The sequence below is a fragment of the Streptomyces sp. Sge12 genome (genome assembly GCF_002080455.1).
Taxonomy (GTDB): Bacteria; Actinomycetota; Actinomycetes; order Streptomycetales; family Streptomycetaceae; genus Streptomyces.
In genome coordinates this window covers 1172721-1197931 of record NZ_CP020555.1, presented here as the reverse complement: position 1 = coordinate 1197931, position 25211 = coordinate 1172721, and the positions used below count along the sequence as shown (strand labels likewise).

Below are 25211 nucleotides of genomic sequence, written 5' to 3'. Positions count from 1 at the left end.
GAACGGGGTCGCATGGCACAGCACAGCTTCCGCAGCGGGGCAGCAGCGGCCGGGGTGGCCCTGGGCCTCCTGGCGGTACCGGCCGCGAGCGCGGCGGGCGCCGTATCGCCCCACACCGGAACCACCGGAACCCCCGGCCCCGGCCGGGTCGTCGCGTCACGCTTCGTCCCGGGGCCCTGTCCCAAGACCCCCGAGCCGATCGAAGCGCTGGCCACCGCCCGGTGCGGATATCTGGAGGTCCCCGAGAACCGCTCCCGTCCCGGCGGCCGGACCATCCGGCTGGCCGTCGCCGTCATCCCGGCCGCCTCGGCGAAGCCCGCCCAGGACCCCGTGGTGTTCATGTCGGGCGGCCCCGGGGGCGAGACCTTCGACGACATCCCGTTCCTGGTCTCCTCCGGCCTGAACCGGGACCGCGAACTGATCGTCATGGCCCAGCGCGGCAATCTCTACGACGAGCCGAACCTCGCCTGCCCGGAGCTGGACCGCTTCAACTCCGCATCCGTGGGGCTGCCTTCCTACGCACCGCAGACGGAACGGCTCATGCTCGACGCGGTGAAGCGGTGCCGAGAGCGCCTGACGGCCGACGGAATCGACCTGAGCGCCTACAACAGCACCGAGAACGCCGCCGACTTCGCCGACCTGCGCACCGCCCTCGGCATCAAGCAGTGGAACGTCTACGGCCACTCCTACGGCAGCAACCTGGCCATGACCTACCTGCGCCTGCACCCCCAGGGGATCCGCGCGGTGGCGCTCGACTCGATCGCCCCTTCGCAGTACGTCTCCCTGCCCTTCGCCTGGGCCGGCGCCCGGGAGGGGCTCGACCACCTCTTCAAGGCATGTGCGGCGGATCCCCGCTGCAAGAGCCGCTACCCGGACATCGAGCGGACCCTGAACGAGCAGGTGCGCAAGCTGGACGCCCACCCGCTGACGCTGAACGTCCGGCCGCCGCAGGGCGGAGACCCGGTGAAGGTCGTCCTCGACGGCGGCGCGCTGGTGAACCTGCTGGTGGCCAAGGCGATTCCGTTCGCCGAGGTCCCGGCGGCGATCGACGAACTCGGCCGCGGACGTCCGGAGCGCTTCGCCCGGGCCCGCGCCGCCGGCGCCGCCCAGGTCGTCGGCCAGACCGCCCACGGCCTGACGAATTCGGTGGTGTGCAGCGAGTGGGTGCCGGACCATTCGGCGTCCGACGTACTGAACGCGGGCCGCCGCGCCTTCCCCGACTGGCCGGACCCGGTCCTGGCCCAGGCCCCCCAACTCGCCTTCCAGGAGCAGGTGTGCCGGGTCTGGAACGTCCCGGACCGCACCGCCGCGATGCGGGTGGACCCCGTCAGCTCGGTGCCGACCCTCTTCTTCAACGGGACGGGGGACATGAAGACCGGGGCGAGCTGGGCGCAGAAGACGGCCCGTGCGCTGCCCCACGCGACCACCGTGCAGGTCCCCGGCATCGGACACTGGGTGGTCCCGCAGTCGCCCTGCGCCCAGAAGGTGCTGGCGTCCTTCCTCGCCCGTCCGACCGCGCCCGACACCGGGTGCGTGGCGGGCCTCGGGTGGGCCCCGTTTTTCACTTCGGCAGGCTGACGCCGAGCAGGGTGCCGACGCAGAGTGCTGCCGGCCCGGCCCGGCCCGGCCCGGTGACGCACCGATGCTTCCCGAGTTCCGCTCCACCGGGGCCGGAGAGCACTCCGAATCCGACCACCTCCCCGACGACCTCGCTGCCGCATCCTGCAGCCGACGGCGAGCACTTGAGAACGCTGCGCTCGGGGTGAATCAATATCTGTCACCGCGACCTCAGGATTTAACGGGTCCTGCGGGGAGAGTTTCTGCCGCCACACGGCAGCCAGAAATATCTGGCGCACACAAGCCGCTGCAGCGTGCTACTGTCGATCTCGGTTGCAGTTTTGGTACCCAAGAACTTCAAGTGCCTCCAGTCGGATTTCGGTCCGCAGGAAGCGTTTTGTATTTCCCGGTCATTTTCCGGCGGGCCATCATCGCGGCAACACGGCGTTCGCACAGTGCAGACGTTGATGTATTGCCCCAAAGGAGACATGACATGGCTGCTGGTACCGTCAAGTGGTTCAACGCGGAAAAGGGTTTCGGCTTCATCGAGCAGGACGGTGGCGGCGCTGACGTGTTCGCGCACTACTCGAACATCGCCGCCCAGGGCTTCCGCGAGCTGAACGAGGGCCAGAAGGTCACCTTCGACATCGCGCAGGGCCAGAAGGGCCCGACGGCCGAGAACATCGTTCCCGCCTGACGCTGACACGCATTCTGCAGCTGGGGCCCGCATCCCTCGGGGTGCGGGCCCCAGCTGCACGCATTTTCCGCGGTGCGTTCACCCGCGGTATCAAGCATTGAGAGATCCGGCCACTGGCCCTCTCGGAGCTGCACCCGATTTCTTCTCCTGGTTGTCGCGTCCGTCCGCATGACGCCACCTGTTTCAGCATCTGAGCCCGAACAGATTCCTGTCCGCCAGATCGCTATCGAATTCCATTCGGCCCGTTCTCGCAATTCCCTGCGCCCCTGCGCTGCGGGAATTCCTTGATGCGTGCCGTATCAAGGAAGGTTCCGCATGAACCCCACACGTACCAACGAGCGCTCTTCTCGCACCCGCGGCCGCACCAGCGGCCCCGCTTTCGGCACCGGCGCCGGTTCGGGTCGGGGCAGCCGCTTCGGCCCGTCGACCCCGAGCCGTTCCGGAAGCCCGAGCCGCTCGGGCGGATACGGCCGCCGGCCCGCCGCGATCCAGGGCGAGTTCGCACCGCCGAAGACGATCACCCCCGCGCTGGACGCCGTCGAGGCATTCGCCGACCTCGACATGCCGGCCCAGCTGCTCACCACGCTCACCCGTGAGGGCATGGCCACGCCGTTCCCGATCCAGGCCGCGACGCTGCCCAACACCCTCGCGGGCCGCGACGTCCTCGGCCGCGGCCGGACCGGCTCCGGCAAGACCCTGGCCTTCGGCCTCGCGCTGCTGGCCCGTACGGCCGGCCAGAGCGCCGAGTCGGGTCAGCCGCTCGCGCTGATCCTCGTACCGACGCGAGAGCTCGCCCAGCAGGTCACCGCCGCCCTCACCCCCTACGCCCGGGCGGTCAAGCTGCGCCTGGCCACCGTGGTCGGCGGCATGCCGATCCACCGCCAGGCCGGTGCGCTGCGTGCCGGAGCCGAAGTGGTCGTCGCCACGCCCGGCCGCCTCAAGGACCTCATCGACCGCGGTGACTGCCGCCTGAACCAGGTCGCCGTCACCGTCCTCGACGAGGCCGACCAGATGGCCGACATGGGCTTCATGCCGCAGGTCACCGCCCTCCTGGACCAGGTACGTCCCGAGGGCCAGCGGATGCTGTTCTCCGCCACCCTCGACCGCAACGTCGACCTGCTGGTCCGGCGCTACCTGACCGACCCGGTCGTGCACTCCGTCGACCCCTCGCAGGGCGCGGTCACCACGATGGAGCACCACGTCCTGCACGTCCACGGCGCCGACAAGCACCGGACGACGACGGAGATCGCGGCCCGCGACGGCCGGGTGATCATGTTCCTGGACACCAAGCACGCCGTGGACCGCCTCACCCAGGACCTCCTCGACAGCGGGGTCCGTGCCGCGGCCCTGCACGGCGGAAAGTCCCAGCCCCAGCGCACCCGGACCCTGGCCCGGTTCAAGACCGGACACGTCACCGTGCTGGTCGCCACGAACGTGGCGGCGCGCGGTATCCACGTCGACAACCTGGACCTCGTCGTCAACGTCGACCCGCCGACCGACCCGAAGGACTACCTCCACCGCGGCGGACGTACCGCCCGCGCCGGCGAGTCCGGCAGCGTCGTCACCCTCGTCACCCCCAACCAGCGCCGCGAGATGGCCCGGTTGATGCAGGCCGCGGGCATCACCCCGCTGACCACCCAGGTCCGCTCGGGCGACGAGGCCCTGAACCGCATCACCGGCGCCCAGGCCCCCTCCGGCATCCCGGTCACCATCACCGCACCGGTGTCCGAGCGGCCCAAGCGCAGCACGGCCTCCCGCGGTCGACGCGGGCCCGTGTCGGCTGCGCGGCGCGCGAGCCTGCGACGGACCGCCTTTGATGCGGCGGCCTGAGAACCACGTGATCAGGACAATGACCCATCTCTGCAGGAGGCACCTTTTGACGCTGGTCCAGATGCAGCCCCGCCCGGCGCATGCCGATGCACGTGCCGACCTCGTCCACCGGACGGTGGACGACGTCATGGAAGCGGCCGGTCCACAGGTTTGCGACGACATGACCGTTGAGGTGGCCCTGGCCGTCATGGCCGGCGCCCGCGCGGACCATCTGCTCGTCTGCGACGAGGACGGCCTGTGTACCGGGATGGTCACCCGTGCCCGGCTCACCATCGTCCGCGACAGCGCGGCGTACACGGACCGGACCCGTCTGCGCGATGTTCTCGGCGACCGCGGGCCGTTCGCCTCGCCGATGACGACGACGGCCGAGGCCGACCACGCGATGCGTTACCGCAGGCTCACCGCCCTGCCCGTCGTGGACGAACAAGGCAGCGCCATGGGCGTCCTGGCCCTCAGCCGCTGAACCACCGGCACCGTGGTCGGCCCGTTTCCCCTTCACCCTGTGAGGCATCCATGCGCTGTGTCATCGCCCGTTTCCCGTTCGACCTGACCAAGAGCGGTGTCCTGGAATCGATGAAGGGCATCAAGCCCGAGCAGGTGATCGGCGAGTCGGTGATCATCGGCCGCCGCACCTACCCCCTCAAGCAGGTCGGCCAGGTCATCACCCGCCAGGACCGCCGCGACTTCAGCGCGGGCGAAGTCCTCCGCGCCATGACCCAGCTCGGCTTCACCTGCCGCGGCGGCCTTTCCCGGCCCGCCGTGCCCACGCGCGTGCTCAGCCCCCTCCAGCGGGCCTCCGCGATGCTCGGCACCCCGGTCACCGCCTGACGGGTGGCCCGGCGATCCCGCCACCCACACGGAAGTGCAGGTGAGTGGGCGGCTCGCTGAGGGCGGTTGGTCCCGCTGTCGCGGGTGGTGAGGCGTCGGTGAGGTCGGCGCCGGTGGCGGCGTCCCGTTCGGAGTGGTGGACGCCGCGCCAGTCCAGGCACATGACAGTGGCGTCGTCGTCGAGGTGGCCGTGGCCGATGTCGACGATCGCTTTGATGAGGGTGCGGGCGGCTTCGCGGGGATGCAGTGCGCGGGTGCGGATGATCAGGTCCTGCAGGTCGAGCTTCTCGGCGTCGCGTTCCAGCATGCCGTCGGTCAGCATGACCAGCCGGTCGCCGGGCCGCAGGTCCAGTGTCTGGATCCGGTAGGTGTTGGCCACGGAGGCATGGACATTGAGGCCGAACGGCCGGTCGACTTTCGGAACGATCTCCTGGACTCTTCCGTCTCGCATCCGTAGCGGCCAGGGGTGTCCGGCGTTGACGAACTCCGTCCGGCCGTCGAGCAGGCTGATGCGCAGCAGCTGCCCGCTGACGAAGCCGCTGCGTCCGTGGCTGCGCATGGCCCGGTCGGCTTGGCGGGCCTGCTCGGCAAGGTCGGCGCCCTCTCGTCTGGCGCGTCGCAGTGCGCCCACCACCAGGGTGGCGAGCAGTGCGGCGTCGACGTCGTGGCCCATGGCATCGGTCACCGACAACTGGACGGTGTCCCGGTCGATGACATAGTCGAAGGTGTCGCCCCCGACGTGTTCCGCGGGTTCCAGGGCACCGGCGACCGCGAACTGCGCCGCCTCGCACGCCAGTGACGCGGGGAGCAGGCGGTGCTGGATCTCGGCTGCGAGGTTCAGCGGCTTGGTGCGCCGGCCCCACTGGTAGACGTCGGTGTGGGACCGGTTGGCGATGACAATGTACGCGAGCGCGTGTGCGGTCTCGCCGATCTCCCGCATCACGTGCGCGTCCGGGACCGAGGGCAGGAACAGTTCGAGGAGGCCGATGGCGTCCCCGCGGTTGGTCACGGGGACGACCACGCGCACGTGCCGGCTGTCGCCCCGGTGCTCGACCTGCTCGACCTGCGGCTGTTGGCTGCGGATCACGTCCTCGTACAGGGTGCCGCGCAGCGGGATCCGCCGGGCCGGCTCATCGGTGTCGACGCTGTCCGCGGCCCCCAGTCGTACGACCGAGCTGCCCGAGAAGTCAGTGATCAGAAACGACACCGAGACCGCCCCGAGGTGGTCCCTGAGCATGCGCGCGACCACGTCGAGCGACTCCACGGGCGCTGCGGCCTCCGCCGCCTCCAGCACTCCCGCCAAGGTCATCGCCCTGCGCCGGCGGCTTGCGCCTGCATCAGGACGAGGGGCCGGCCCGCCGGCCGGCTCTCCTGCGCTCACAGCGACCCCTTGCTGCTCGATGCCGCCCGGGGATATGCGCCCCGGACACGCGGACGCCCCGCGCCTTGGGGCACCGGACAGGCCCCATTGCACCATGGGGCCGGCAGGGTCCTGCCGCCTGGCCGGCTCGCGCGGTTCTTCCCGCCGGTCAGCGGTTCGCGGATGCGAGGATGGGCAGGTGCCTGGGTGAGGCACGCAAGTGACAGATTCGGCTGCGTGGGCACCTGTGGGGCCCAGTATTGTGCTGTGTCCGCAAGTCACGTTGGCGTTCGGAAGGGGGCGGGGTGAGATCGGTGCGGGCTTTGGCGACGTTGGACGAAGTCGAGCTCGGTGACCACGTCTGCTGGCGGGTGGACCCGGCTGACGCGTTCGCCGAAGCGCGTTCCTATGTGGCCGATGGAGCTCTGTACGGGGACAAGCTCGTGATCGTCGGGTCGCTCGGCACCGTTGCTGTTCAGCGCGACCGCCTCCCCACGACCTCGGTGGTCCTTGATCTTCCGGACCTGGCCGATCCCGACGTGATGCTGGCCGCGGTGCGCCGGGAGGCCAGCGCGGCGGTGCGAGAGGGCTTCCGATCCGTACGTGTCCTTACCGGGCAGACCCCCTTGGCGGAGCCGGGCGGCGCGGAGGAGCTGCTGGCTCGGGAGCTGAAGCTCGAGGAGTTCGCCTCGGAGAGCGGGGCGATCGTGGTGTGCGCGTTCAGGGCCGCGCAGTGGGAGGCGTCCACGCTGGAGCAGGCGGCGTGTGTACATCCGCAGGAGACGGGCACACGGGCTGCGCGTCCGGCTTTCCGGATGTTCAGCACAGGTACCGACAGCTGGGGTGTGGATGGAGTGGTCGACTCGGAGTGCGCGGCGGCTTTCAACGCAGCGGTCCGCGCGGCGATGCGGCGCACGCCCATGGTGAAGCTGAGGTTCGACGCCGTGGAGATGATCGATGCCGCCGGCATGCACGCTCTCGTCGACGCGGCCCGTCACCTGCCGGAGCGTCGGATCGTCGTCGAAGGCGCCAACGAGATCGTGCGGCTGTGCTGGGACCTCGCGGGCTACGCCATCGCAGACGTGCCGGTGGTGATGGCGGCATGACCGAGACCATGCCCTCGACGCCGGCCCGTCCCGACGGAGGCCCGTTCCGCCACGAGCTGTACCCCTACCGCGGGGAGGACCAGTTCCTGACCGGGACCCTGGACTACATCCACGAGGCACTGGAAGCCGACGAGGCAGTGGTCGTCGCGGTCCCCGAGGACAAGACCTCGCTCCTGCGCGGCGAACTCGCCGACGAACCCGCCGTCACCTTCGTCAACGCCACGACGGCCGGCCCGAACCCCGGCCGGCACATCGCCGCCTGGTCGGCATGGATGAACCAGCGCGGCGAAGGCGGCAGGCCCGTACGGGGCATCGGCGAAACCGCCTGGCGCCAAGCGCGCAGCGCCGCGCACCTCTCTGAGCTCCGCTACCACGAATGGCTGATGAACCGGGCCTTCGCGCACAGCTCCACCTGGTCGATGCTGTGCCCCTACGACGCCGCCGACGAGGACCAGAACGCCCTGCGGTCATTGTCCCGCTGCCACCCGCAGATCCGCCGAGACGGCCAGTACGCGCCCAACGAGGACTACCTCATCGGCGGGGAGTACGCCTTCGACGCCCTGGCCGACCCGTGCGACCCGTTCCAGGAGCTGAGCTACACGCACGGCGACCTGGGTGCGATCCGCTCGAAGGTCTCCCAGTGCGCCGCCGACGCCGGAGTCCCCGAGGACCGGCTGCCGAAGCTCGCCGTCTCCGTGACCGAGATCGCCACGAACAGCATCCGCCACGGCGGCGGGCGCGGCACCCTGCGCACCTGGGCCCAGGATGCGACGTTCCTCTGCGAATTCCGCGACGCCGGCTACATCCCCGACGCGATGACGGGTCGCAGCCGCCCCGAAGCGAGCCAGATCGGCGGCCGCGGCCTGTGGCTCGCACACCAGCTCTGCGACCTCGTCGAAATCCGCTCCACCCCTGACCGGGGAACCGTTATCCGCCTGCACATGGACGCCCCTCAGCGGTAGAAGCTGCCATCTGCCATCCTGCCCCGGCGTACACGGGGCGGGCGGGGGCATCAGGCATGCGGGAACCCGCTCTGACATCTGGGCGTTTCCGCAGGTCAGCGGCGTGACGCCGGGGCGGAGGCCTGTGCCGGGCCGCGGGACCTGCCGGAAAGTCCGTCCGGTACGGGCACACCTCGGCGCAGACGCCCATGTCTTCGTCGGGATCCGGTTGCGACGAGTCAGTTTGCGAGACGCTGTTCGATCAGGGTGAGGCCCGAACGCAGGCCCGTCAGACGCCTGGTGCCGGCTTGAGGGACGGAGTTCCAGCCGGGCCCGGCCACCAGCAGTGTGGAGTGGGACCTCGCCCCCCTGACCCCCCACCTCACTCCCTCGACCGCGCTCACCAGTGCCGCCCCAGCGGCGGGACGGGCCTGGGCCCACACCACCACCAGCGAAGGGCCCACCCGTCGTACTGCCTCGATCAAGGCTTCCACCGGAAAGGCCGGACCGAACATCTTCACCGGCAGTCCGCGCTCAGTGAGGGCCGCCCACAGCGCTTCCAGCGGAAGGCTGTGGAGTTCATCCGGCGCGCAGGCCAGTACGATCGGCCGGACCCCCTCGCGGGTGGGCGGCCGAGGCTCGTACCGGCGCCGCAGCGTCGAGGAGACCAGCCAGGACAGCAGGTGCTCGACCTCGATGTAACGTTTGCCGGCAGACGCCCACTTACGTCCGGCCGCGTGGAGCGTCGGGGCGATGATCTCCTCCCACGCCACCACGCAGCCGTGGTCCTCGATCGCCCGGTCCAGGAGGGCCTCCACCGCATCCCCGTCCAGTCTCACCGCCGCCCGTGCGAGACCGCGGCACTCGGCACGGACCGGCCCCAGGGGCAGCGCCGCGGATCCTCCAGGAGCCCGCCCCCCGGTCGCGGGTGCATCGTCCTCGAACCCGAACGCTCCTGCGGCCTTCACCCGGGCAGCTCGCGCGGCCTCCGCGGGGGGTACCCCCTGCCCGGTCAGATGGCACATCTCCTCCAGACGTGCGATGTCTTCCGGGAGCCAGCGCCGATGCTTGCCCGCGACGCGGACAGCGGGCCCGATCGCATAACGCCGCTCCCACGAGCGCAGCGTTCCCGCCGCCACTCCGAGACGCTGCGCCACGGCTCCCGTACTCATGCCGACCACAGGCGGTGTCAGGGGCTGCTCCTCGACCTTCACGGGTTCAGCTGCCAGATGGACGCGTTGAGGACCGTTGCGAAGGCCACCCACAACAGGTACGGGACGAGCAGGAGCGCAGCGGTGCGGCTCAGCCGCCGGAACAGAACGACCGTGGTGGCGAGCGCGGCCAGCAGCAGGACGATGTCCAGAAGGGCGAGCCCGAACTGGCGGGCCCCGAAGAACAGCGGGGTCCAGGCCAGATTGAGGGCGAGCTGCACCGACCACCACATGTGGGCCCGCCGCACGCGCAGACGATCCGGTTGGCGCCCGACCAGCCAGGCCGCGACCGCCATCATCCCGTGCAGCACGGTCCAGACGGGCCCGAACAGCCAGGCGGGCGGGGCCCAGCCGGGCCGGACCAGCGCCGAGTAGACCTCACCCGCATCGGCGGAGGCAAGTGCTCCCAGTGCCGCGACGCCGTAACTCACGGCGAGCAAGCCCGCGAGGGCCCACCACTGCCTCGATCCGTGCGGGCGGGCCGGGGACGGCATCGGTGCTGGTGTCGCGGAATGTGCCACGGCTGTCTCCCGGTGTACTCGATGACTTCTGTCGCGCAGCGCGACCTGGGGTCTGCCGCGGCCCGGCATCTCTTCCGCCCGGACGCAGCTTCGTTGCTGCCTGCCTCTTCTCCCGCCGCGCTGCTGCCGGATGCGCGGGCCGGGCGCATCCGCCCAGCGGCGCGGTGGGGCCTCACCACCCCCGCGTACCCGGCGGGCCCTTGAAAGGCCCGTTGATCTCGGAGGTGATCCAGCCCCCGTAGAAGTCACCCGGCTGCGCGACCACCTCCTCGTCCCCGACTCGGCAGTGATCCACCCGGGACGGGTAGAAGGCAAGGAACCCGGCGATGGCGGCGAATCCGGGGGAGGGGTCCTCGTAGCTCCACGCCACGTCCGGGACCCCGGTCCTGCCTTCGATGCGCAGGTCCCAGTACGTGGCGGCGCCTTTCCACTCGCACCACGTTCGGGTACCGGATTCCCGGAACAGCTCTTGGCGCGTGTCCTGGGGCGGAACGTAGAAGACCGGGGGGTGGCTCGTTTCCAGCATCCGGACCGAGCGGCGGGTGTCGGCTATGCGGACCCCGGCGAAGACGACGACCACGCGACGGCTGTCCGCCTCGAAGCGCGGCGGTCGGGGGTAGTCCCACACGGACTCGGCGGGTCGCCCCGATGTCCCGGTCGCGTTCACGGCCACCTCCCGTGGTCACCGCGCGGCGGGAGCCGCGCCCTCGAGCTGGTCGACCAGGGCCCGTACGGCCGCGGCCGGGTCGCCGCCCCGAGGCAGGGCGGGAGGCCGCCCGGCCACGGGCCGGTCCGAGAAGCCCGTCTCCAGGTGCGGGAGCCGGAAGTCGAACACGCGCAGCCGCCGGGCCGGCCCCTCGCGGGCCACGACACCGAGCCAGCAGCTCAGGGCCGTTTTGGCCGCCGCGTAATCGGCCGTACCCAGCATCGGCCGGTCCACGATGGCTCCCGTCACGGCGGCCAGGAACCCGCCGTCCACCACGCGGGCGACCGCGCCGCGCAGCACTGCGGCCGGACACAGCACATTGACAGCGAACAGATGCTCGACGACCGCATCGGGCACCTCCTCCACCCGCCCGAATCCAGCCACCCCCACCGTCACCAGGACACCGTCCAGACCCCCGAGCTCCCGCACCGCCCACGCGGCGAGGGCTGCACAGTCGTCCAGGTCATACGCATCGAGCCCCCGGACCGGAGCCCCGCCGAGTCCGCCGGCCACGTCGGCCAGCCGGTCCGGATGCCTTCCGGCGAGGGCGACCATGGAGCCGCGGGCCTGCAGCTCATGGGCCGCGAGCCCGCCGAGGACACCGCTGGCTCCCGCGACGAGTACCCGTGCCCCGCTCAGACCCGGACCGGATGCGGTCACACCGTCGTCCATGTCGATCCTCCCCCTACAGGCCGGCGACCCGTGCCACGAAGAAGCCCGCCACGAGGACGGCGCCGACCACGATCAGCCCCAGGAAGAACCACGGGTGCTCCCAGATGCCGCCGTCAGGTCGTTCCTGGTGCGCTTCGGCCGTGGAACCCTCCACCGAGGGGGTTTCCTCCGGCATTACAGGACGGGCGCTCATGGTGCCTCCTCCGCCAGACGAGGTCGTACCTTCTCCTCAACCGTCCGGCGCCGGCCACCCGGCCGCACCTCGCACCGTTCGTGCACCGTTTGAACCCCTCCCCGCGGGTCGGGCCATCAGGGCGGTCAGTCGCTGAGCGGCTCGTCGGGGGCCGTGCAGGCGTACGTGCCGGCGCAGTTCTTCGAGGCCGCGCCCGGGGGCGTCCAGAAGTGCGGAGACCGCCTGGCCTGCCCTCTCGGGGTCCAGCCGGTGCGGGTCGAGGCACAGGCCCGCTCCGGACCTTTCGGCGTCGTGGGCGACGGAGAACTGATCGCTGGAGAAGGGCAGCACGAGGGCGGGCACGCCGGCCGCCAGGCATTCGGTGAAGGAGTTGTTGCCTCCGTGGTGGACCATGGCGTCCACCTGCCGGAGCAGTGCCTGCTGCGGTACGGTCGCGGCCACCGCGACCCGGGGGCCTGCCAGACCCGCCAGTGCCTCGGCCTGGTCCCCGGCGGCGACGATCACCGAAGTGTCGGGGCGCCCGGCGAGAATGCCCCGTGTCACCGACTCCAGCACGTCCCGCCGGGCCGAGAGGCACGTCCCCAGTGCGACCAGCACCAGACACCGGCCGGCCTGGCGCAGGCGGCTCACTTCGGAGTTCCAGAAGGGGCCCGGGTCGAGAGTGCCGGTGGGGGTGAGGTGCCCGGTGAATACGTAGACCGGGCCTTCGGGGCGTGGGGGCAGCCAGTTCAACCGGGGATAGTTCAGCACGACGGCATGCGGAGAGCACAGAGTGAACGCCCGGCTCGGTACGGGTCGGTGTGGCGCGTGGCGGGCGATGAACCGTGCGAACAGCGCGGTGAAGGAGACGTCGTTCGCCTGTGCCTCACCGTGCAACGTCTGCAGGTCCGCGGCGGTCGGCCGCACCGCCTGGGGCCATGCGTAGGGAACTCCGAACAGGGCGCCCGGTGCGGCCGGCAGATAGCTGGGATGCCCTGGACAGAAGGTCACGTACGGCAGGTCCAGGCAGTGCAGGGCCAGTGTCACGGCGTAGCTCAGCTGGTCGACGACATACCAGTCCGCCGGGTGCCGCGCATGCATCGCCCGTAGCTGCGCCAGGACCCGTTCAGGTTCGGCCAGCATGTCTGCCCTGCGGTGCCGAGCCTGGACCAACAGGGCTGGAACGGCGCCGGCCCGAGTCGCCTCCAAGAACTCCTCCAGGCGTCCGGTCTCACCTGCGGCCTGGACCGTGCGCCGCGCGATGCCCGTGTTCGCGTTGCGGCCGACCCTCAACGGTGTGAATTCCACCCCTGCGGTCTCGGCCAGGGGTGCGAAACCTTCCGCGCAGGCGAACGTGACCTCGGCACCCGCCGCACGAAGCTCGCCGGCCAACACGGACAAGGGAGCAGCGTGCGAGTGGAACGGCGGAGCGATCACGGTGACTCGCGGCATGAGGGACCTACTTCCGGCAGACGGCTGTCGGGTCTGCTTCTGCATCGGCCCCCCATGCGGAGGCAGCGGTCGGACGGGCATGTGTCCGCATCCGAAGCCGTGGGCCTGAGGGAACGGGAGGTGACCATCCGCACGAGCGAGAGCAGCGCCCCATGGACGCACACACCCCGCGGGACGGAACCGACCCCTTCGTAGCAGCCCGCCAGAGCTTTTGGGCTCCCGAGGCAGCACCGCGGATTCCCTTCACCCCGGGCATCCTGGCGTCCTTCCTGCACGCCGAGTACCTCCCGGGGCACCACGAGCATCCGGCCCGCCTTCTTGCCGATCCCATCGACCAGAGCATTGCTTCGCTGCGCCGCGACCTGAGGCTCCGAAGGGGGCTTGCACCCGAAGACCTCTTGGCTGCGGCGCTGCGCGGGGACCACCGGCTGCGGAGTACGGTCACGGAGGCTTGGCCCCTGTCGCTTTCCCTCCAGGACACCGAGCGTGTCCGCCGCGGACTGCGTGAGGAGATCCTGCGCTGCACGGATGCCGGGACCATGGCCCACCTGATCGACCTCGCCACCGCGGGGCGCCTGCACGTGCTGGAACCGGCCCAATGGGCCGACCTGGCCCGCAGGCGGCCCCTCAACCTCAGGCCGGCCAGACTCGCCCTGTGGCGTCACCTTGCGGGCCACACGGACCTGCGCCAGATCCTTCCCCGGCCCGACACGGCCGACGACGCTTATGAACGCCTGCTGCTCGCGGCCGCCGGCGGCGGCCGATTGTTCGAATCTCCTGCCTTGCCGAACGAGGGCGGCCAGCTGGTGGTCCAGTCGATGCTGCTCGGCGAAATGGACAGCCCGGGGGAGGGGAGCAGCGGAGGCCTCGGAGTCCTTCTCGCCGGATTGGGCGACGCACTCGCGCGCACGCGGGGCATCGATGCGGTGATCACTCTGGTGACGAAGGACGCGCGGGACCTGGGTGAGGAGCCCGACCTCCTGCGCGGCCGGGGAGCCGGACACTGGACGCTCACCCTGCCGACCGCCCCTCACGACAACGCCACTACCGGGATCCCCGCCGGAACCGCTCTGACCTGGTGGACGAACAGGGTCCTCGCGGGGTTGGGCCGACGGCCCGACCTCGTCCATGTCAGGTACGCGGACGAAGGGTCCCTCGCGGTAGCCGAAGCCGCCCGGCAACTGGGCGCACGCCTGATCTTCACCGCGACGCCCGATCCACACCGCCGCGTCAGCGCACGGCACGCCGGACTCATGGCAGCCAACGAGACCGAAACGGAGGAACTGCGTCAAGACCTCCACCGCGTCTTTGCGGCTGACAGACTCGTCGACCGTGCCGATGAAGTCATCGGCATCCCCGGCCGGGGCGGCACGGGCGAGCTGATCCGCTACTTCCCGCAGCTCGCCGCAGTCAGGGGTGGGAAAGGACCCAGCACGCCTCAGGAGGGGATCACCGCGTACCGGCCCGCCGCCGACGAAGCATTGCGACGGCAGAGCCTCCTGGAGGGTCTGTTCGCCGCCGAACTCCCCTCGGCGCTCGACCCAGCCGCGCGCGGCCTGCCCCTGCTGCTCACCGTGGGGCGTCTCCACCCGCTCAAGCAGCAGCACGTCCTGGTCCGCGCGTGGATCGAATCCGGTCTCCACCTCCGCTCGACGCTCGTTGTGGTGGGCGGGTCCGCCCGGACGGAGGTGAGAGATCCGGCAGAACGGCACGTACGGTCGGCCATCGCGGGTTTGATCGACGAGCACCCGGATGCGGCTGCACGATTGGCACTGGTGCCGGCGATGCCCAACCAGCAGGTCCGGTGCCTGGAGCGCGCGTTGGCCGCCGGCCCGGGAACCAGCGGTCGGGCTCATTACGTCTGCCCCAGCGCGAAGGAGGAGTTCGGCATTGCCGTGCTGGAGGCCATGGACGCGGGCCTGCCGGTCGCGGGTACCGGCCGGGGCGGCATTCCCCACTACGTGCAGGACGCGGTCAACGGAATCCTCCTGGACACCTCGTCGTCCAAAGCCCTGGCCGAAGGGCTGGAGCGGCTGCTGGAACTGGACCCGGTGGTCGTTGACGCCATGGTCCGCCGCGCCCGTGCCACGGTCCGGGCGCGCTATTCCATTGACGCCGCAGCTTCGGCGTTCGCCTCTGTCTACACAAGGCTGCCGCGAACCGGAACGGCGGCACAGCGCACGTGAGCCGGCACCCGGGACGGCCGGGTCGGAGAGCAATCCCCCGTGGGCGTGGACAGCCCGTACGTGTGAAGAACCGAGCGGGAAGCGCTCCGGATCATGGGGCGCTTCCCGAACGATTATCGCGAGGCTTCACCTGCGCTGAGGGAGCTCGTTGGATCCGAAGGTGCGGCGCGCGATGGAGTCGATGGCCCCGCTGGTGAGAGCGGTGCGAGCATGCGCGGACCGGCCCGATGCGTGGCCGAGGTGGCGGCGTTGCCAGTAGGGGTTGTCGTGGGAGAGCTTGCTCGAGACGCGGCCGTACATCCCGAAGGTCATGATGATCAGCCCCATGACGAAGCTGAACATCACGTTGGTCATGCCGAAGCCGAGGACGTTGGCGTCCTTGTCGAGGACGAAGATGTGCGCGAAGCCGCTGAGCAGGAACAGGGCTCCCACGGTGATGTTGAGGGTGGAGGCGAAGTTGCCGCCGATGAAGGCGCCCGCGGCAAGTGCGAGTCCGACGACGACGGAGATGACACTGAGGGTCGTGTTCGTCGTCATCCCCGCGATGGTCTCGCCCCGCGTGTCGAAGGGGCGCAGGGCATCGGCGAAGCCCAGGATTCCGAAGGCGAGCAGGATCAGGCCGCAGAGCAGGGCGCCGTACCGGTATACGGTGGCGAGGTGGTGATCGACGGGTAGCTCGTCACTCAGCTTCATGTCGGTTCCTCCGGGGGATCGTGCCGGTAGGCGGATGAGTCACTGCTCGTAGTTCGCGAGGGCCAGGCCGAGGCCGAAGAACGTGGGCGCCCACTCCCCGACGAAGATGCCCCACCGGTCCGCCCGCTCGACGTCCTCGCGGCTGTTGGAAGCGAGCCACGATGCGAGCGACAGGCCGATGGACAGGGTGGCCGCCAGGTAGGCGTGTTCGCTCTTTACGCCTGCGGCATGCAGCTTCTTGACGATCATGACGAAGTCTCCTTCTGGTCATTCCGGGAGAAGCTCGAGCCTCCGAAGAGGTCTGTGACGAGACGAACCTATTGCCGGATCCACACGGAGGGCGATTCGCACTATTTATGCATCGATTTACTGGTTGATGTGGTTACGGGCATCCTTCGGTCGTACGCGCGAGTGTGCCGGACCGGAGGAAAGCTGCCGGTCCGGCATGCGTCGCAACTCAGCCCTTGGTCAGGGTGCACGTGTAGGGCGAGCTGCCCGACCCCTGGTAGGCGTCGAGCTCCAGGTAGTAGGTGCTGCTTCCCGTGGCGGTCCTGGTGAAGGTCAGGCTCTCGTCGGTACCTGCTCCGTCGTTCACCGAGCGGGCGAGAGTGCTGCCGCTGGAGTCCAGGAGGTAGAGGTCGGCGTCATAGGCTCCGTCGGGAATGGCGCAGAGGATGGTGACGCGCTCACCGGCTGCGAAGGCGACGCGGAAGTAGTCCCGGTCGCTGGTCGACTGCATGCTGCCCGTGAGTGTCGCGGGGTAGGTGAGGGCGGTGGCGTCGTCGGCGGTGGCGCGTGTGTCGTTCGCTTCGGTTTCGGCCAGGGTGGACGTGCCGCCGCTCGGTGAGCAGGTGCTCTGGGGGGTGCCGGTGTACAGGTCGGGGTCGGCGACTCCGTTTGTGACGCTGCGGTGGTAGTAGCCGCAGGTGGGGCGGTTCTTGAAGTCATAGGTCTGTCCGGGGCCCAGGCGCCAGATCTTGTAGTCGGAGAAGGTCATGGGCTTCCCGGACGATGCCTGCTCCGGCTGGTGGTCGCCCAGGACCACGAAGGCCTCTTTTCCGTAGAGGGTGGCTGTTCCGTTCTTGTCGAGGAGCAGCGAGCTGCCTTCCTCGACTCCTACGCCCCAGGCCTTGCCTCCGGAGGTCCGGCCGTCCTTGATGGCGCGGGCGACGAAGGCCATGGTGCGGCCCATCCGGTCGCGGCTGGTGAAGTGGGAGTCGTTGATGACTCCGCTGTAGTTCGCCCAGTCGAACATGCCGGTGGTGAAGGTGATGTGGCTGTCGTACGGGTTCGCGAGGGCTTCGGCGCTGGTGACGCTTCCCTTGCAGGCGTCGTAGACGACGGGGCTGTTGATGTGGTGCCCGGCGCTGCCGCCGCCCGAGCCGCCGCCCTTGGCCGCGACGGACTCGACGGATGCCTCCAGCGCGCTGCCCTTCCAGGCGGTATAGCGGCACTGGTCACCGCCGGCGAAGTAGACGAATTCAGCGTTGCGGATGTCGGAATTGACCTGGCTGTTGTTGCCGTCCGAGGCAGCGGTCAGAGTCCAGGTGGTGCAGGAGTTGACGCCGGGCAGTGCCATGGCGGCGTCGCATTCGGGCGTGGCGCTGCCTGAGGTGGGGGCGGAACCGGCCAGTACGACGACGTCCAGGCTGCCGACCCCGCCGCGTATGGCGTCGATGGCGGCCGACATCGACGCGGGGACGATCTTGCCGTCGCCGTTCATGGTGAAGGCGGGGCCCTGCCATGACGTGCGGCTGACGTCCGAGCTGCTGCCCGAGCGGATCCGCGTGGCGGCCGCCTGCGCGCTGCCGGCCGAAGTGAGCGTGGCGGCAAGTGTGAGCAGTACTACGGCAGTCGAGGCCGGTGAGACATGCCTGAACCGTGTGCCCATGGCTTCTCCAAGGGGTGGGGGAGGAGTGGTGAATCCGCAGGAGGCAGGGCGTGGCAACGCCCTGAGCGGCGCTTGTGGGGAGGTGCGCCGTCCGGTGGGTGGTGTCGTACCGGAACTTACAAGTCACGCCGAATGAGCGGTAGATGTAGAGCGCGAATCGCTCCGCTCTTCTGAGAGAGGGGCGATCTTGTCAGCTCAGTGGCCATCTCACAGCAGCCTCGCGGCCGACGCAGTGGCCGTTACGGTAATGTAACGAGCGATACATCTAGCCATCAGTGTGAGTGTTCTGTAATTTCTGGGTTGCAGTCGACGGCGAACACCCGTCGGCCCGAAGACCGGAGAGGCATACGCCTGATGAACACCCGTCTGTCACGAAACCTGATCACGGCGCTGACGGCCGCGACCGCGCTGGCCACACTCACTTCTTGTTCGGACTCCGCTGCCGAAACCGCCAAGGCCACCGGCGGACAGCCGGCCACCGTCGCGGGGGTAGCGGTCACGAAGGACGCCGCGCTGCACGACGCACTGCCCGACATGATCAAGAAGGCGGGCACCGTGAGAGTGGCCACGGACGTGCCTTACGCGCCGTTCGAGATGTTCGTGGCCGAGGGAAAGCCGGAACTCACCGGCCTCGACTACGACCTGGGTCAGGCGCTGGGGGCCAAGCTGGGTGTGAAGTTCGAGTTCGCACCTCAGAAGTTCGACGGCATCGTGCCGGCCATTCAGGCCGGGAAGTTCGACGCGGCGATGTCGGCGATGACGGACAACAAGGAGCGCCAGGCGGTCGTCGACTTCGTCGACTACTCCGTCTCCGGTTCCGGGATCATGGTGGTCAAGGGCAACCCCGAGAGGATCACCACTCTCGATGACCTGTGCGCCAAGAAGGTCGCGGTGCAGGCGGCCACCAACCAGCTGGACCTCCTCAAGGAACACCAGGCGAAGTGCAAGGCCGCCGGGAAGAGCGAGATCGACATCCAGACGTTCCCCAAGGACTCCGACGCACAGCTCGCCCTGCGCTCCGGCAAGGTCGTCGCCCAGGTGCAGACGAAACCCGCCGCGGGATGGACCGCCAAGACCGCCGACGGTGGCACCGCCTTCCAAGTCGTCGACGATCCGGCTGCCGCAGGCGGCTACGGGGCCTCGCCGAACGGGATCGCGGTCTCCAAGAAGCTGCCCCAGCTCAGCGACGCGATCCACAAGGCCCTGCAGGCTCTGATCGACGACGGAACCGTGACAAAGATCTTCGACAAGTACGGTGTCGCCTCGATCGCCGTCAAGGAGGCCACCAAGAACGCGGCGGTGGACTAGAAATGACCACCACCACAGCTCCCGCGGACCTCGACCGCCCGGCCGCCGAGCAACTCACCGTCGTGCCGCTGCGCCACTACGGCCGTTGGATCGCCGCTGTCGCGGCCATTACCGCACTCGTCGGTGTGGCCGGATCGCTGGCGAAGAACGGCAATCTCCACTGGGAGATCATCGGCCGCTTCCTCTTCGCCGACCTGATCTTCTCCGGACTCGTCACGACCCTGTGGCTCACCGTGGCGGCGATGGCCCTCGGACTCCTTCTGGGCACGCTCGTCGCAGTGATGCGGTTGTCGTCCAACCCGGTTCTCTACGGCATGTCCTCACTGTTCGTGTGGTTCTTCCGCGGGACCCCCTTGCTGGTCCAGATCATCTTCTGGGGATACGCCGCCGCCCTCTACCAGTACGTGAAAATCGGCATCCCCTTCACCAGCGTCACCTTCTTCCAGGTCGAGACGAACTCCCTCCTTACCCCGGCCGTCGCAGCGCTGTTGGCCCTCGGACTCAACGAAGCCGCGTACGCCTCGGAGATCGTCCGGGCCGGCATCCAGTCGGTGGACCCCGGCCAGAGCGAAGCCGCGCATTCCCTCGGCATGCGGCCCGCACAGACGATGCGCAGGATCGTGCTGCCCCAGGCCATGCGGGTGATCATCCCGCCCATGGGCAACGAGACGATCAACATGCTGAAGATGACCGCCCTGGTATCGATCATCTCGGCGCACGACCTGATGTCCAACATCCAGGACGTGTACGCGCAGAACTACCAGGTCATCCCCATGCTCGTCGTCGCCAGCCTCTGGTACCTGGGCCTGGTCACCCTGCTCAGCATCCCGCAGGCATGGCTGGAGCGCCGCTACGGCCGCGGCTCGGACCGCGGCGGCCACATCTCACCGCTCCGCCGCATGCTCACCGGCGCACTGGTCCAGCCCGCGCGCACGAAGAACACCAAGGAGGCGGCAGCGTGAACGTCCCCATGGTCCACGCCCAGGGCGTGCGCAAGCACTTCGGGAAGCTCGAAGTCCTCAAGGGAATCGACCTGACCGTCGAACGGGGACAGGTGTGCTGTCTGCTGGGTCCCTCCGGCTCGGGCAAGTCGACCTTCCTGCGCTGCATCAACCACCTCGACAGGGTCGACGGCGGCAAACTCGCCGTCGACGGCGACCTGGTCGGCTACCGCCAGAACGGATCGCGGCTCCACGAACTGCGCGAGAAGGAAGTCGCCGCGCGACGACGCGACATCGGCATGGTCTTCCAGCGCTTCAACCTCTTCCCTCACATGACCGCACTGGACAACGTCATGGAAGCCCCCGTCAACGTCTGCAAGACCGACAAGTCGCAGGCCAGGGACGAGGCCCGGCACCTGCTGGAACGGGTGGGCCTCGGGGATCGGGCGGGCCACTACCCGGCCCAGCTCTCAGGCGGGCAGCAGCAACGCGTCGCCATCGCGCGAGCCCTGGCGATGAAACCCAAACTCATGCTCTTCGACGAACCCACCTCGGCGCTCGACCCAGAACTGGTCGGAGACGTTCTCGACGTGATGCGCCGGCTCGCGGCGGACGGCATGACGATGGTCGTGGTCACCCACGAGATCGGCTTTGCCCGCGAAGTGGGTGACACCGCCGTCTTCATGGACGACGGCGTCGTCGTCGAATCCGGGGACCCGCGCCAGGTCCTTGTCGAACCCCGGCAGGAACGCACCCGTGCGTTCCTCTCGAAGGTCCTGTGACCGCCCCCTCGCGGGAGCAGCTGCACACCAACGAGCTGCTTCCGTATGCCGAAGCGCGCCTGGAGGGCTACCTCGCCGACCTCGCCGGCCTGGTTGCCATCGACTCGGGCTCCTACAGCCCCGCCGGCGTGAACCGGATGGCCGACTGGACCCAGAGCCGGCTGCTGCGGCTCGGATTCGATGTCGAGCGCTTCGCTCCCGACCCTCCTCACGGGCACCCTGTCGGCGATGTGATCCTCGCCCGCAAACCGGGCGACCTTCCGATCGAGCAGGGCGGACGACGCCTCCTGCTCGTCGCTCATCTCGACACCGTCTTCGAGGACGGAACCGCCGCGGCGAGGCCCTTCCACCTCGACGGCCATATGGCGCGAGGCCCCGGAGTCAGCGATGACAAGGCCGGCCTGCTGGCCGGTATCACCGCTGTGGAGATCCTCGAGGAAGCTCGGGCAGGGCAGTACGCCGAACTCGTCTTCCTCGCCACGCCGGACGAGGAGATCGGCTCACCGGCGAGCCGCCCGGTGACCGAAGCAGCAGCCCGTGGAATCCACTTCGCTCTGGCCCTGGAGTGTGCCCGGGAGAACGGCGACCTGGTCGTCGCCCGGAAGGGTGTCGCCGACTTCCGTGTGAAAGTCACCGGCCGGGCAGCGCACGCCGGCATCGAGCCGGAGCGCGGAGCGAACGCAGCTCTGACCGCCGCCCACCTGGTCGTGGCTCTGCAGTCCCTCAACGGCCACTGGGACGATGTCACCGTCAACGTCGGTGTCGTACGGGCCGGCAGCCGCACCAATATCGTCTGCCCGGAAGCCGAGCTGCGCGTCGAGGTGCGCTCGGCCACCGCCGCCGGGCTCGCAGCGGCCCACCGTGCGATCGAGTCAGCCGTGGCACGACCCGCCGTCTCCGGCACCACGGCGACCGTCGAGCAGCTGGACCTGTGCCCGCCCATGGAGGACACACCCGCTTCGCGCCGCGTGTTCGACCGGGCCAGGCGCATCGCCGCCGGCCTGGGGATCAGCCCGGGAGGCGCGGCCACCGGCGGCGTCGGTGACGCCAACTTCGTCGCGGGCCTCGGCGTGCCCACCCTGGACGGCCTCGGCCCGGTCGGCGGCGCCGACCACACCCCGGAGGAATGGCTGGACACCTCGACCGTCCCGGCCCGTGTCGCGCTCCTGGCGTCACTCATCGCCGATCTCGGCGACAGCCGCACCGGCTGACCTCCCCCAGACGTCCCGTACCGGTTTGATCGCGCCATTGCCCGGTACGGGACCCCACTCCGGCAGCCCCTCCCACCACGCACCGTGCTGCCGGCCCGCGCCGGGGCCGCAGCCGACACCCGCCGCTGCGGTCCCGGCCACCACCCGACCCCACCCACAGGAGGCATCCCGTGCCCGTCCCCACCGGAGCCCGCCGTACCGCACTGACCGGCAGCACCGTCCTCGTCCTCGCCCTCGCCCTCGCCCCGGCCGCCCAAGCGAGCGGCGCCACGACCGGCAGCCGCGGCTCGCTCGTCTTGATCGGCGGCGGCCTGAAAGCCGACAACGCGCAGGTCTACGGCGAGATCATCAAGCGTGCAGGTGGATCGAAAGCGCGCATCGGCGTCCTCACGGCCGCCTCCGTCCCCGCCAGCCAGGATCCCGACGCAGGCGACCCGGAGAAATGCAGCAACTCCGCCTGCAACGGCGCCTACTACGCCGGACTCTTCGAGCAGCACGGCGCAGCCGACGCCCAGTGGATCCCCATCGACCTCGACCACATCACCAACGCCGACTCCGACGACGTCGTGCGGCAGGTCAACTCCATGACCGGCTTCTTCTTCGGCGGCGGCGACCAGTACCGCTACGTCACCACCTTGCTCCACGGCACCGCCCACACCGACTCCAAGGTTCTCGCCGCCATCCGGGCCAAGCTCGCCGCCGGGTCAGTCGTATCCGGATCCAGCGCCGGAGCGCAGATCACGGCCGGAGCCGACATGATCACCGGAGGCGACTCCTACGAAGGACTGCGCGACGGCAGCAGCCCGGGCTACTTCGACGACGCCTCTCGGCTCGGGTACCTCCCCGAAGGCGGCTTCGGCTTCCTCCGCTCAGGACTGATCGACACCCACACCGGCACGAACGGACGCGAAGGCAGGGCCCTGCGACTCGCCGCCGACACGGGACACGACCGCGTGTACGCACTGGAAGAGAACACCGCGCTCGTCGTCGACGATCCCAACACCCCCCGCGAGAGACTGCGCGTCCTCGGCCCGCAAGGCGTCGCCATCCTCGACCTCCGGCAAGCTCGAACCAGCAAGGGCCCACAGGCCGGATGGGCCCTGACCGGCGCCCGCTACAACTACCTCTCCAACGGCGACCGCTACGACCCCAACCGCTGGCAGATCCGGCCCGCCAGCGGCAAGCGGCCCCTGATCCCCCTGTCAGCCTCACCCATACCCGCCAACTCCGACGTCTTCCACTCCCCGGCCAACCCCGCAGGCGTCCCCTACTCCTTCCTGAACACCGCCCGTGCCCTGGCCGCCGGCACCCAGCGCACCACCACGGCCGACACCTTCGAGAGCGGCCCCCGGTTCACCGTCACCTTCAGCAAGCAACCCGGATTCACCGCCTGGACCAGCGACGACGCCACCGCGCACACCGTCACCGCACTGCGGATAGCCGTCGCCCCGGAGTGACTCTGCCCTGACACACTCCGGGCGACAGGGCCGGCCGGAATCCATGGGGTTCCGGCGGGCCTCGCCCACCCACGATCGACACTAAGCTCGACCTTGGAACCGCCCCCGGCCCCCACGCATACGAAGGAAGACCCAGCGCATGGCCCCTGGCACGCTCGCCGACGAGATTCGCCTCAAGCTGGGCGACGCCAGCCCGGCCGAACGCAAGGTCGCCCGCGTGCTCCTCGCCGGCTACCCCTCAGCCGGGTTCGAAACCATGGCCGTCCTCGCGGAACGCGCCGCCGTCAGCACCCCGACCGTCCTGCGCTTCATCAACCGGATCGGCTACCGCGGCTTCCCCGACTTCCAGGCCGCGCTCCGCACAGAGCTCGACGAACGCAACGCGTCCCCCCTGTCCCTCTACGAGGCAACCGACTACGGCCGCAGCCACGAAGGAGTCGAGGACCTTTCCCTCCTCCAGCGCGGCAGCAACCTCTTCAGCGCCGCGGTGGCCCAGACCCTCGCCGAACTACCCCCGCACGATCTCGAACACGCGATCGCACTGCTCTCCGACGGCAAACGCCGCATCACCCTGGCCGGCGGCCGGTTCACGAACCTCTTCGCCCAATACCTCGGCCTGCACCTCATGCAGGTACGCGACGACGTACGGTTCCTGCCGGACCGGGACGTCGAACGGACCGCGCAGCTCGCAGCGGTGAACCGGCGTGACGTCTTCGTATTGTTCGACTACCGGCGCTACGAGCCGGACAAGGTCGCCATGGCCGAACTCGTACAGGAACTGGGCGGCAAGGTCATCCTCTTCACCGATGTGTGGCTTTCACCCGCGGCCGCGCACGCGCAGGTGGTCCTGCCGAGCCAGGTCGCCGCACCCTCCCCCTACGACAGCCTCGTTCCCACCCTCGCGATCATCGAAACTGTTGTTGCCGGAGTGCTGACCGCACTCGGCGAAGGGGCCCACCAGCGGATGAAACACGGTGAGGAAACGGCCCGCCGCATGGGCCTCTACTGACTTCCACAACCCTCCGGCCGGCTCCCCGCAGCGACACTGCCCTCCGATGTCGTGCGCGGCATCGCATGCCGGCGAAATCCAGGACCCGCCCGGAGGGCCGCGGCGCCAGAGCCTCCGTCCGGTCTTCCGGTCAGCGCGAGTCCTGAAATGCCGGGGGACAGCTGACCGGACCTACGAACCGTTGTAGGCTCCGACCAACGCCCTTGACCCGCACCACGCGGGCAGGGAGCAGACAATCCGGGAGTCTTCCGATGCTTCGTACCATGTTCAAGTCCAAGATCCACCGGGCCACCGTCACCCAGGCCGACCTGCACTACGTCGGCTCCGTGACCGTGGACGCCGATCTGCTGGACGCGGCCGACCTGCTGCCCGGTGAGCTCGTCCACATCGTGGACATCACCAACGGGGCCCGGCTGGAGACCTACGTCATCGAGGGGGAGCGCGGGTCCGGGGTCATCGGGATCAACGGCGCCGCCGCGCACTTGGTGCACCCCGGGGACCTGGTCATCCTCATCAGCTACGCGCAGGTCGAGGACGCCGAGGCCCGGGTGCTGAAGCCGCGCGTCGTGCACGTGGACGGCGACAACCGGATCGTCGAGCTGGGTACGGACGCCTCCGCCCCGGTGCCGGGTACGGATCAGCAGCGCAGCCCGCACGCCGTGGCTGTCTGAGGGGAGTCG

At 69.6% G+C, this 25211-nt stretch carries 25 protein-coding genes; 15 read left to right on the top strand and 10 right to left on the bottom strand.

Annotation, left to right across the window (positions count from 1 at the left end; translation table 11 throughout):
• Positions 1-12: 12 nt before the first annotated feature.
• From B6R96_RS05570 to B6R96_RS05550, 5 genes are all read left to right on the top strand, one after another.
• A complete protein-coding gene (locus tag B6R96_RS05570) occupies positions 13-1578 on the top strand; it encodes an alpha/beta fold hydrolase (RefSeq protein WP_081521803.1) in 1566 nt (521 codons plus the stop codon).
• A gap of 472 nt (positions 1579-2050) precedes the next feature.
• The gene (locus B6R96_RS05565) at positions 2051-2254 is read left to right on the top strand and encodes a cold-shock protein (protein ID WP_008734853.1); all 204 of its coding nucleotides are present in this window, start codon (positions 2051-2053) and stop codon (positions 2252-2254) included.
• Between the two features lie 315 nt (positions 2255-2569).
• Positions 2570-4084, top strand: coding sequence for a DEAD/DEAH box helicase (locus B6R96_RS05560; RefSeq protein WP_081521802.1), 1515 nt, complete (start codon positions 2570-2572; stop codon positions 4082-4084).
• Between the two features lie 46 nt (positions 4085-4130).
• The gene (locus tag B6R96_RS05555) at positions 4131-4547 is read left to right on the top strand and encodes a CBS domain-containing protein (protein ID WP_053169839.1); all 417 of its coding nucleotides are present in this window, start codon (positions 4131-4133) and stop codon (positions 4545-4547) included.
• 50 nt (positions 4548-4597) lie between these two features.
• Positions 4598-4912 (top strand): SCO5918 family protein, encoded by a 315-nt coding sequence (locus B6R96_RS05550; protein WP_053169764.1) that lies wholly within the window; start codon positions 4598-4600, stop codon positions 4910-4912.
• Here B6R96_RS05550 and B6R96_RS05545 read toward each other — a convergent pair.
• The gene (locus B6R96_RS05545; protein WP_081521801.1) at positions 4902-6221 is read right to left on the bottom strand and encodes a PP2C family protein-serine/threonine phosphatase; all 1320 of its coding nucleotides are present in this window, start codon (positions 6219-6221) and stop codon (positions 4902-4904) included. The two genes, B6R96_RS05550 and B6R96_RS05545, sit on opposite strands and share 11 nt — an antisense overlap.
• 383 nt (positions 6222-6604) lie before the next feature.
• On the opposite strand from B6R96_RS05545, the gene B6R96_RS05540 reads away from it, so the two are divergent.
• Positions 6605-7378 carry an MEDS domain-containing protein gene (locus tag B6R96_RS05540; RefSeq protein ID WP_384738966.1) on the top strand — a complete coding sequence of 258 codons (774 nt, stop codon included), beginning with the start codon at positions 6605-6607 and terminating at the stop codon, positions 7376-7378.
• A complete protein-coding gene (locus B6R96_RS05535) occupies positions 7375-8340 on the top strand; it encodes a sensor histidine kinase (protein WP_053169768.1) in 966 nt (321 codons plus the stop codon). The genes B6R96_RS05540 and B6R96_RS05535 overlap by 4 nt, the downstream gene beginning before the upstream one ends.
• 218 nt (positions 8341-8558) lie before the next feature.
• Here B6R96_RS05535 and B6R96_RS05530 read toward each other — a convergent pair whose 3' ends face one another.
• The 6 genes from B6R96_RS05530 to B6R96_RS05505 form a co-directional block, all read right to left on the bottom strand.
• Positions 8559-9491: a MerR family transcriptional regulator gene (locus B6R96_RS05530; RefSeq protein ID WP_053169841.1), complete on the bottom strand. Its 933-nt coding sequence runs from the start codon at positions 9489-9491 to the stop codon at positions 8559-8561.
• A 38-nt stretch (positions 9492-9529) separates the two neighbouring features.
• Positions 9530-10051: a TspO/MBR family protein gene (locus B6R96_RS05525; RefSeq protein ID WP_237291333.1), complete on the bottom strand. Its 522-nt coding sequence runs from the start codon at positions 10049-10051 to the stop codon at positions 9530-9532.
• 172 nt (positions 10052-10223) lie between these two features.
• Positions 10224-10718 (bottom strand): DUF427 domain-containing protein, encoded by a 495-nt coding sequence (locus B6R96_RS05520; RefSeq protein ID WP_237291332.1) that lies wholly within the window; start codon positions 10716-10718, stop codon positions 10224-10226.
• A gap of 15 nt (positions 10719-10733) precedes the next feature.
• Positions 10734-11429: an SDR family NAD(P)-dependent oxidoreductase gene (locus B6R96_RS05515; protein WP_081521797.1), complete on the bottom strand. Its 696-nt coding sequence runs from the start codon at positions 11427-11429 to the stop codon at positions 10734-10736.
• Between the two features lie 13 nt (positions 11430-11442).
• Positions 11443-11622 carry a DUF6480 family protein gene (locus B6R96_RS05510; RefSeq protein ID WP_081521796.1) on the bottom strand — a complete coding sequence of 60 codons (180 nt, stop codon included), beginning with the start codon at positions 11620-11622 and terminating at the stop codon, positions 11443-11445.
• A gap of 36 nt (positions 11623-11658) precedes the next feature.
• Entirely contained in the window at positions 11659-12744 is a 1086-nt protein-coding gene (locus tag B6R96_RS05505; protein ID WP_237291331.1) for a glycosyltransferase, read from the bottom strand.
• A gap of 461 nt (positions 12745-13205) precedes the next feature.
• On the opposite strand from B6R96_RS05505, the gene B6R96_RS05500 reads away from it, so the two are divergent.
• Positions 13206-15239, top strand: a complete 2034-nt coding sequence (locus tag B6R96_RS05500; protein WP_107475469.1) for a glycosyltransferase family 4 protein — start codon at positions 13206-13208, stop codon at positions 15237-15239.
• A 126-nt stretch (positions 15240-15365) separates the two neighbouring features.
• Here the strand turns inward: B6R96_RS05500 and B6R96_RS05495 are convergent, their stop codons facing one another.
• From B6R96_RS05495 to B6R96_RS05485, 3 genes are all read right to left on the bottom strand, one after another.
• Entirely contained in the window at positions 15366-15932 is a 567-nt protein-coding gene (locus tag B6R96_RS05495; RefSeq protein WP_081521793.1) for a DUF4383 domain-containing protein, read from the bottom strand.
• A 39-nt stretch (positions 15933-15971) separates the two neighbouring features.
• Positions 15972-16181, bottom strand: a complete 210-nt coding sequence (locus B6R96_RS05490; protein ID WP_053169788.1) for a hypothetical protein — start codon at positions 16179-16181, stop codon at positions 15972-15974.
• A gap of 208 nt (positions 16182-16389) precedes the next feature.
• The gene (locus B6R96_RS05485; RefSeq protein ID WP_237291330.1) at positions 16390-17823 is read right to left on the bottom strand and encodes a pre-peptidase C-terminal domain-containing protein; all 1434 of its coding nucleotides are present in this window, start codon (positions 17821-17823) and stop codon (positions 16390-16392) included.
• A 354-nt stretch (positions 17824-18177) separates the two neighbouring features.
• On the opposite strand from B6R96_RS05485, the gene B6R96_RS05480 reads away from it, so the two are divergent.
• From B6R96_RS05480 to panD, 7 genes are all read left to right on the top strand, one after another.
• The gene (locus B6R96_RS05480; protein WP_081521792.1) at positions 18178-19131 is read left to right on the top strand and encodes an ABC transporter substrate-binding protein; all 954 of its coding nucleotides are present in this window, start codon (positions 18178-18180) and stop codon (positions 19129-19131) included.
• A 2-nt stretch (positions 19132-19133) separates the two neighbouring features.
• On the top strand, positions 19134-20093 hold the full coding sequence (locus B6R96_RS05475; protein WP_081521791.1) for an amino acid ABC transporter permease: 960 nt from the start codon (positions 19134-19136) through the stop codon (positions 20091-20093).
• Between the two features lie 8 nt (positions 20094-20101).
• A complete protein-coding gene (locus B6R96_RS05470) occupies positions 20102-20854 on the top strand; it encodes an amino acid ABC transporter ATP-binding protein (protein ID WP_031147084.1) in 753 nt (250 codons plus the stop codon).
• Positions 20851-22065: a M20 family metallopeptidase gene (locus tag B6R96_RS05465; protein ID WP_081521790.1), complete on the top strand. Its 1215-nt coding sequence runs from the start codon at positions 20851-20853 to the stop codon at positions 22063-22065. The genes B6R96_RS05470 and B6R96_RS05465 overlap by 4 nt, the downstream gene beginning before the upstream one ends.
• A gap of 170 nt (positions 22066-22235) precedes the next feature.
• The gene (locus tag B6R96_RS05460; protein WP_081521789.1) at positions 22236-23522 is read left to right on the top strand and encodes a cyanophycinase; all 1287 of its coding nucleotides are present in this window, start codon (positions 22236-22238) and stop codon (positions 23520-23522) included.
• Between the two features lie 139 nt (positions 23523-23661).
• Complete coding sequence (locus tag B6R96_RS05455) at positions 23662-24531, top strand: MurR/RpiR family transcriptional regulator (protein ID WP_081521788.1); 870 nt, start codon at positions 23662-23664, stop codon at positions 24529-24531.
• Between the two features lie 251 nt (positions 24532-24782).
• Positions 24783-25202, top strand: a complete 420-nt coding sequence (panD, locus tag B6R96_RS05450; RefSeq protein ID WP_037861192.1) for an aspartate 1-decarboxylase — start codon at positions 24783-24785, stop codon at positions 25200-25202.
• Positions 25203-25211 lie beyond the last annotated feature (9 nt).

What these genes read in the sequence shown, in the direction of transcription:
- B6R96_RS05475 (WP_081521791.1), top strand. Translation starts at nt 19,134, where the DNA reads ATGACCACCACCACAGCTCCCGCGGACCTCGACCGCCCGGCCGCCGAG.
- B6R96_RS05510 (WP_081521796.1), bottom strand. Translation starts at nt 11,622, where the DNA reads ATGAGCGCCCGTCCTGTAATGCCGGAGGAAACCCCCTCGGTGGAGGGT.
- B6R96_RS05470 (WP_031147084.1), top strand. Translation starts at nt 20,102, where the DNA reads ATGGTCCACGCCCAGGGCGTGCGCAAGCACTTCGGGAAGCTCGAAGTC.
- B6R96_RS05535 (WP_053169768.1), top strand. Translation starts at nt 7,375, where the DNA reads ATGACCGAGACCATGCCCTCGACGCCGGCCCGTCCCGACGGAGGCCCG.
- B6R96_RS05560 (WP_081521802.1), top strand. Translation starts at nt 2,570, where the DNA reads ATGAACCCCACACGTACCAACGAGCGCTCTTCTCGCACCCGCGGCCGC.
- B6R96_RS05530 (WP_053169841.1), bottom strand. Translation starts at nt 9,491, where the DNA reads ATGAGTACGGGAGCCGTGGCGCAGCGTCTCGGAGTGGCGGCGGGAACG.
- B6R96_RS05570 (WP_081521803.1), top strand. Translation starts at nt 13, where the DNA reads ATGGCACAGCACAGCTTCCGCAGCGGGGCAGCAGCGGCCGGGGTGGCC.
- B6R96_RS05500 (WP_107475469.1), top strand. Translation starts at nt 13,206, where the DNA reads ATGGACGCACACACCCCGCGGGACGGAACCGACCCCTTCGTAGCAGCC.
- B6R96_RS05480 (WP_081521792.1), top strand. Translation starts at nt 18,178, where the DNA reads ATGAACACCCGTCTGTCACGAAACCTGATCACGGCGCTGACGGCCGCG.
- B6R96_RS05545 (WP_081521801.1), bottom strand. Translation starts at nt 6,221, where the DNA reads ATGACCTTGGCGGGAGTGCTGGAGGCGGCGGAGGCCGCAGCGCCCGTG.
- B6R96_RS05485 (WP_237291330.1), bottom strand. Translation starts at nt 17,823, where the DNA reads ATGGGCACACGGTTCAGGCATGTCTCACCGGCCTCGACTGCCGTAGTA.
- B6R96_RS05515 (WP_081521797.1), bottom strand. Translation starts at nt 11,429, where the DNA reads ATGGACGACGGTGTGACCGCATCCGGTCCGGGTCTGAGCGGGGCACGG.
- B6R96_RS05565 (WP_008734853.1), top strand. Translation starts at nt 2,051, where the DNA reads ATGGCTGCTGGTACCGTCAAGTGGTTCAACGCGGAAAAGGGTTTCGGC.
- panD (WP_037861192.1), top strand. Translation starts at nt 24,783, where the DNA reads ATGCTTCGTACCATGTTCAAGTCCAAGATCCACCGGGCCACCGTCACC.
- B6R96_RS05455 (WP_081521788.1), top strand. Translation starts at nt 23,662, where the DNA reads ATGGCCCCTGGCACGCTCGCCGACGAGATTCGCCTCAAGCTGGGCGAC.
- B6R96_RS05495 (WP_081521793.1), bottom strand. Translation starts at nt 15,932, where the DNA reads ATGAAGCTGAGTGACGAGCTACCCGTCGATCACCACCTCGCCACCGTA.
- B6R96_RS05550 (WP_053169764.1), top strand. Translation starts at nt 4,598, where the DNA reads ATGCGCTGTGTCATCGCCCGTTTCCCGTTCGACCTGACCAAGAGCGGT.
- B6R96_RS05505 (WP_237291331.1), bottom strand. Translation starts at nt 12,744, where the DNA reads ATGCTGGCCGAACCTGAACGGGTCCTGGCGCAGCTACGGGCGATGCAT.
- B6R96_RS05490 (WP_053169788.1), bottom strand. Translation starts at nt 16,181, where the DNA reads ATGATCGTCAAGAAGCTGCATGCCGCAGGCGTAAAGAGCGAACACGCC.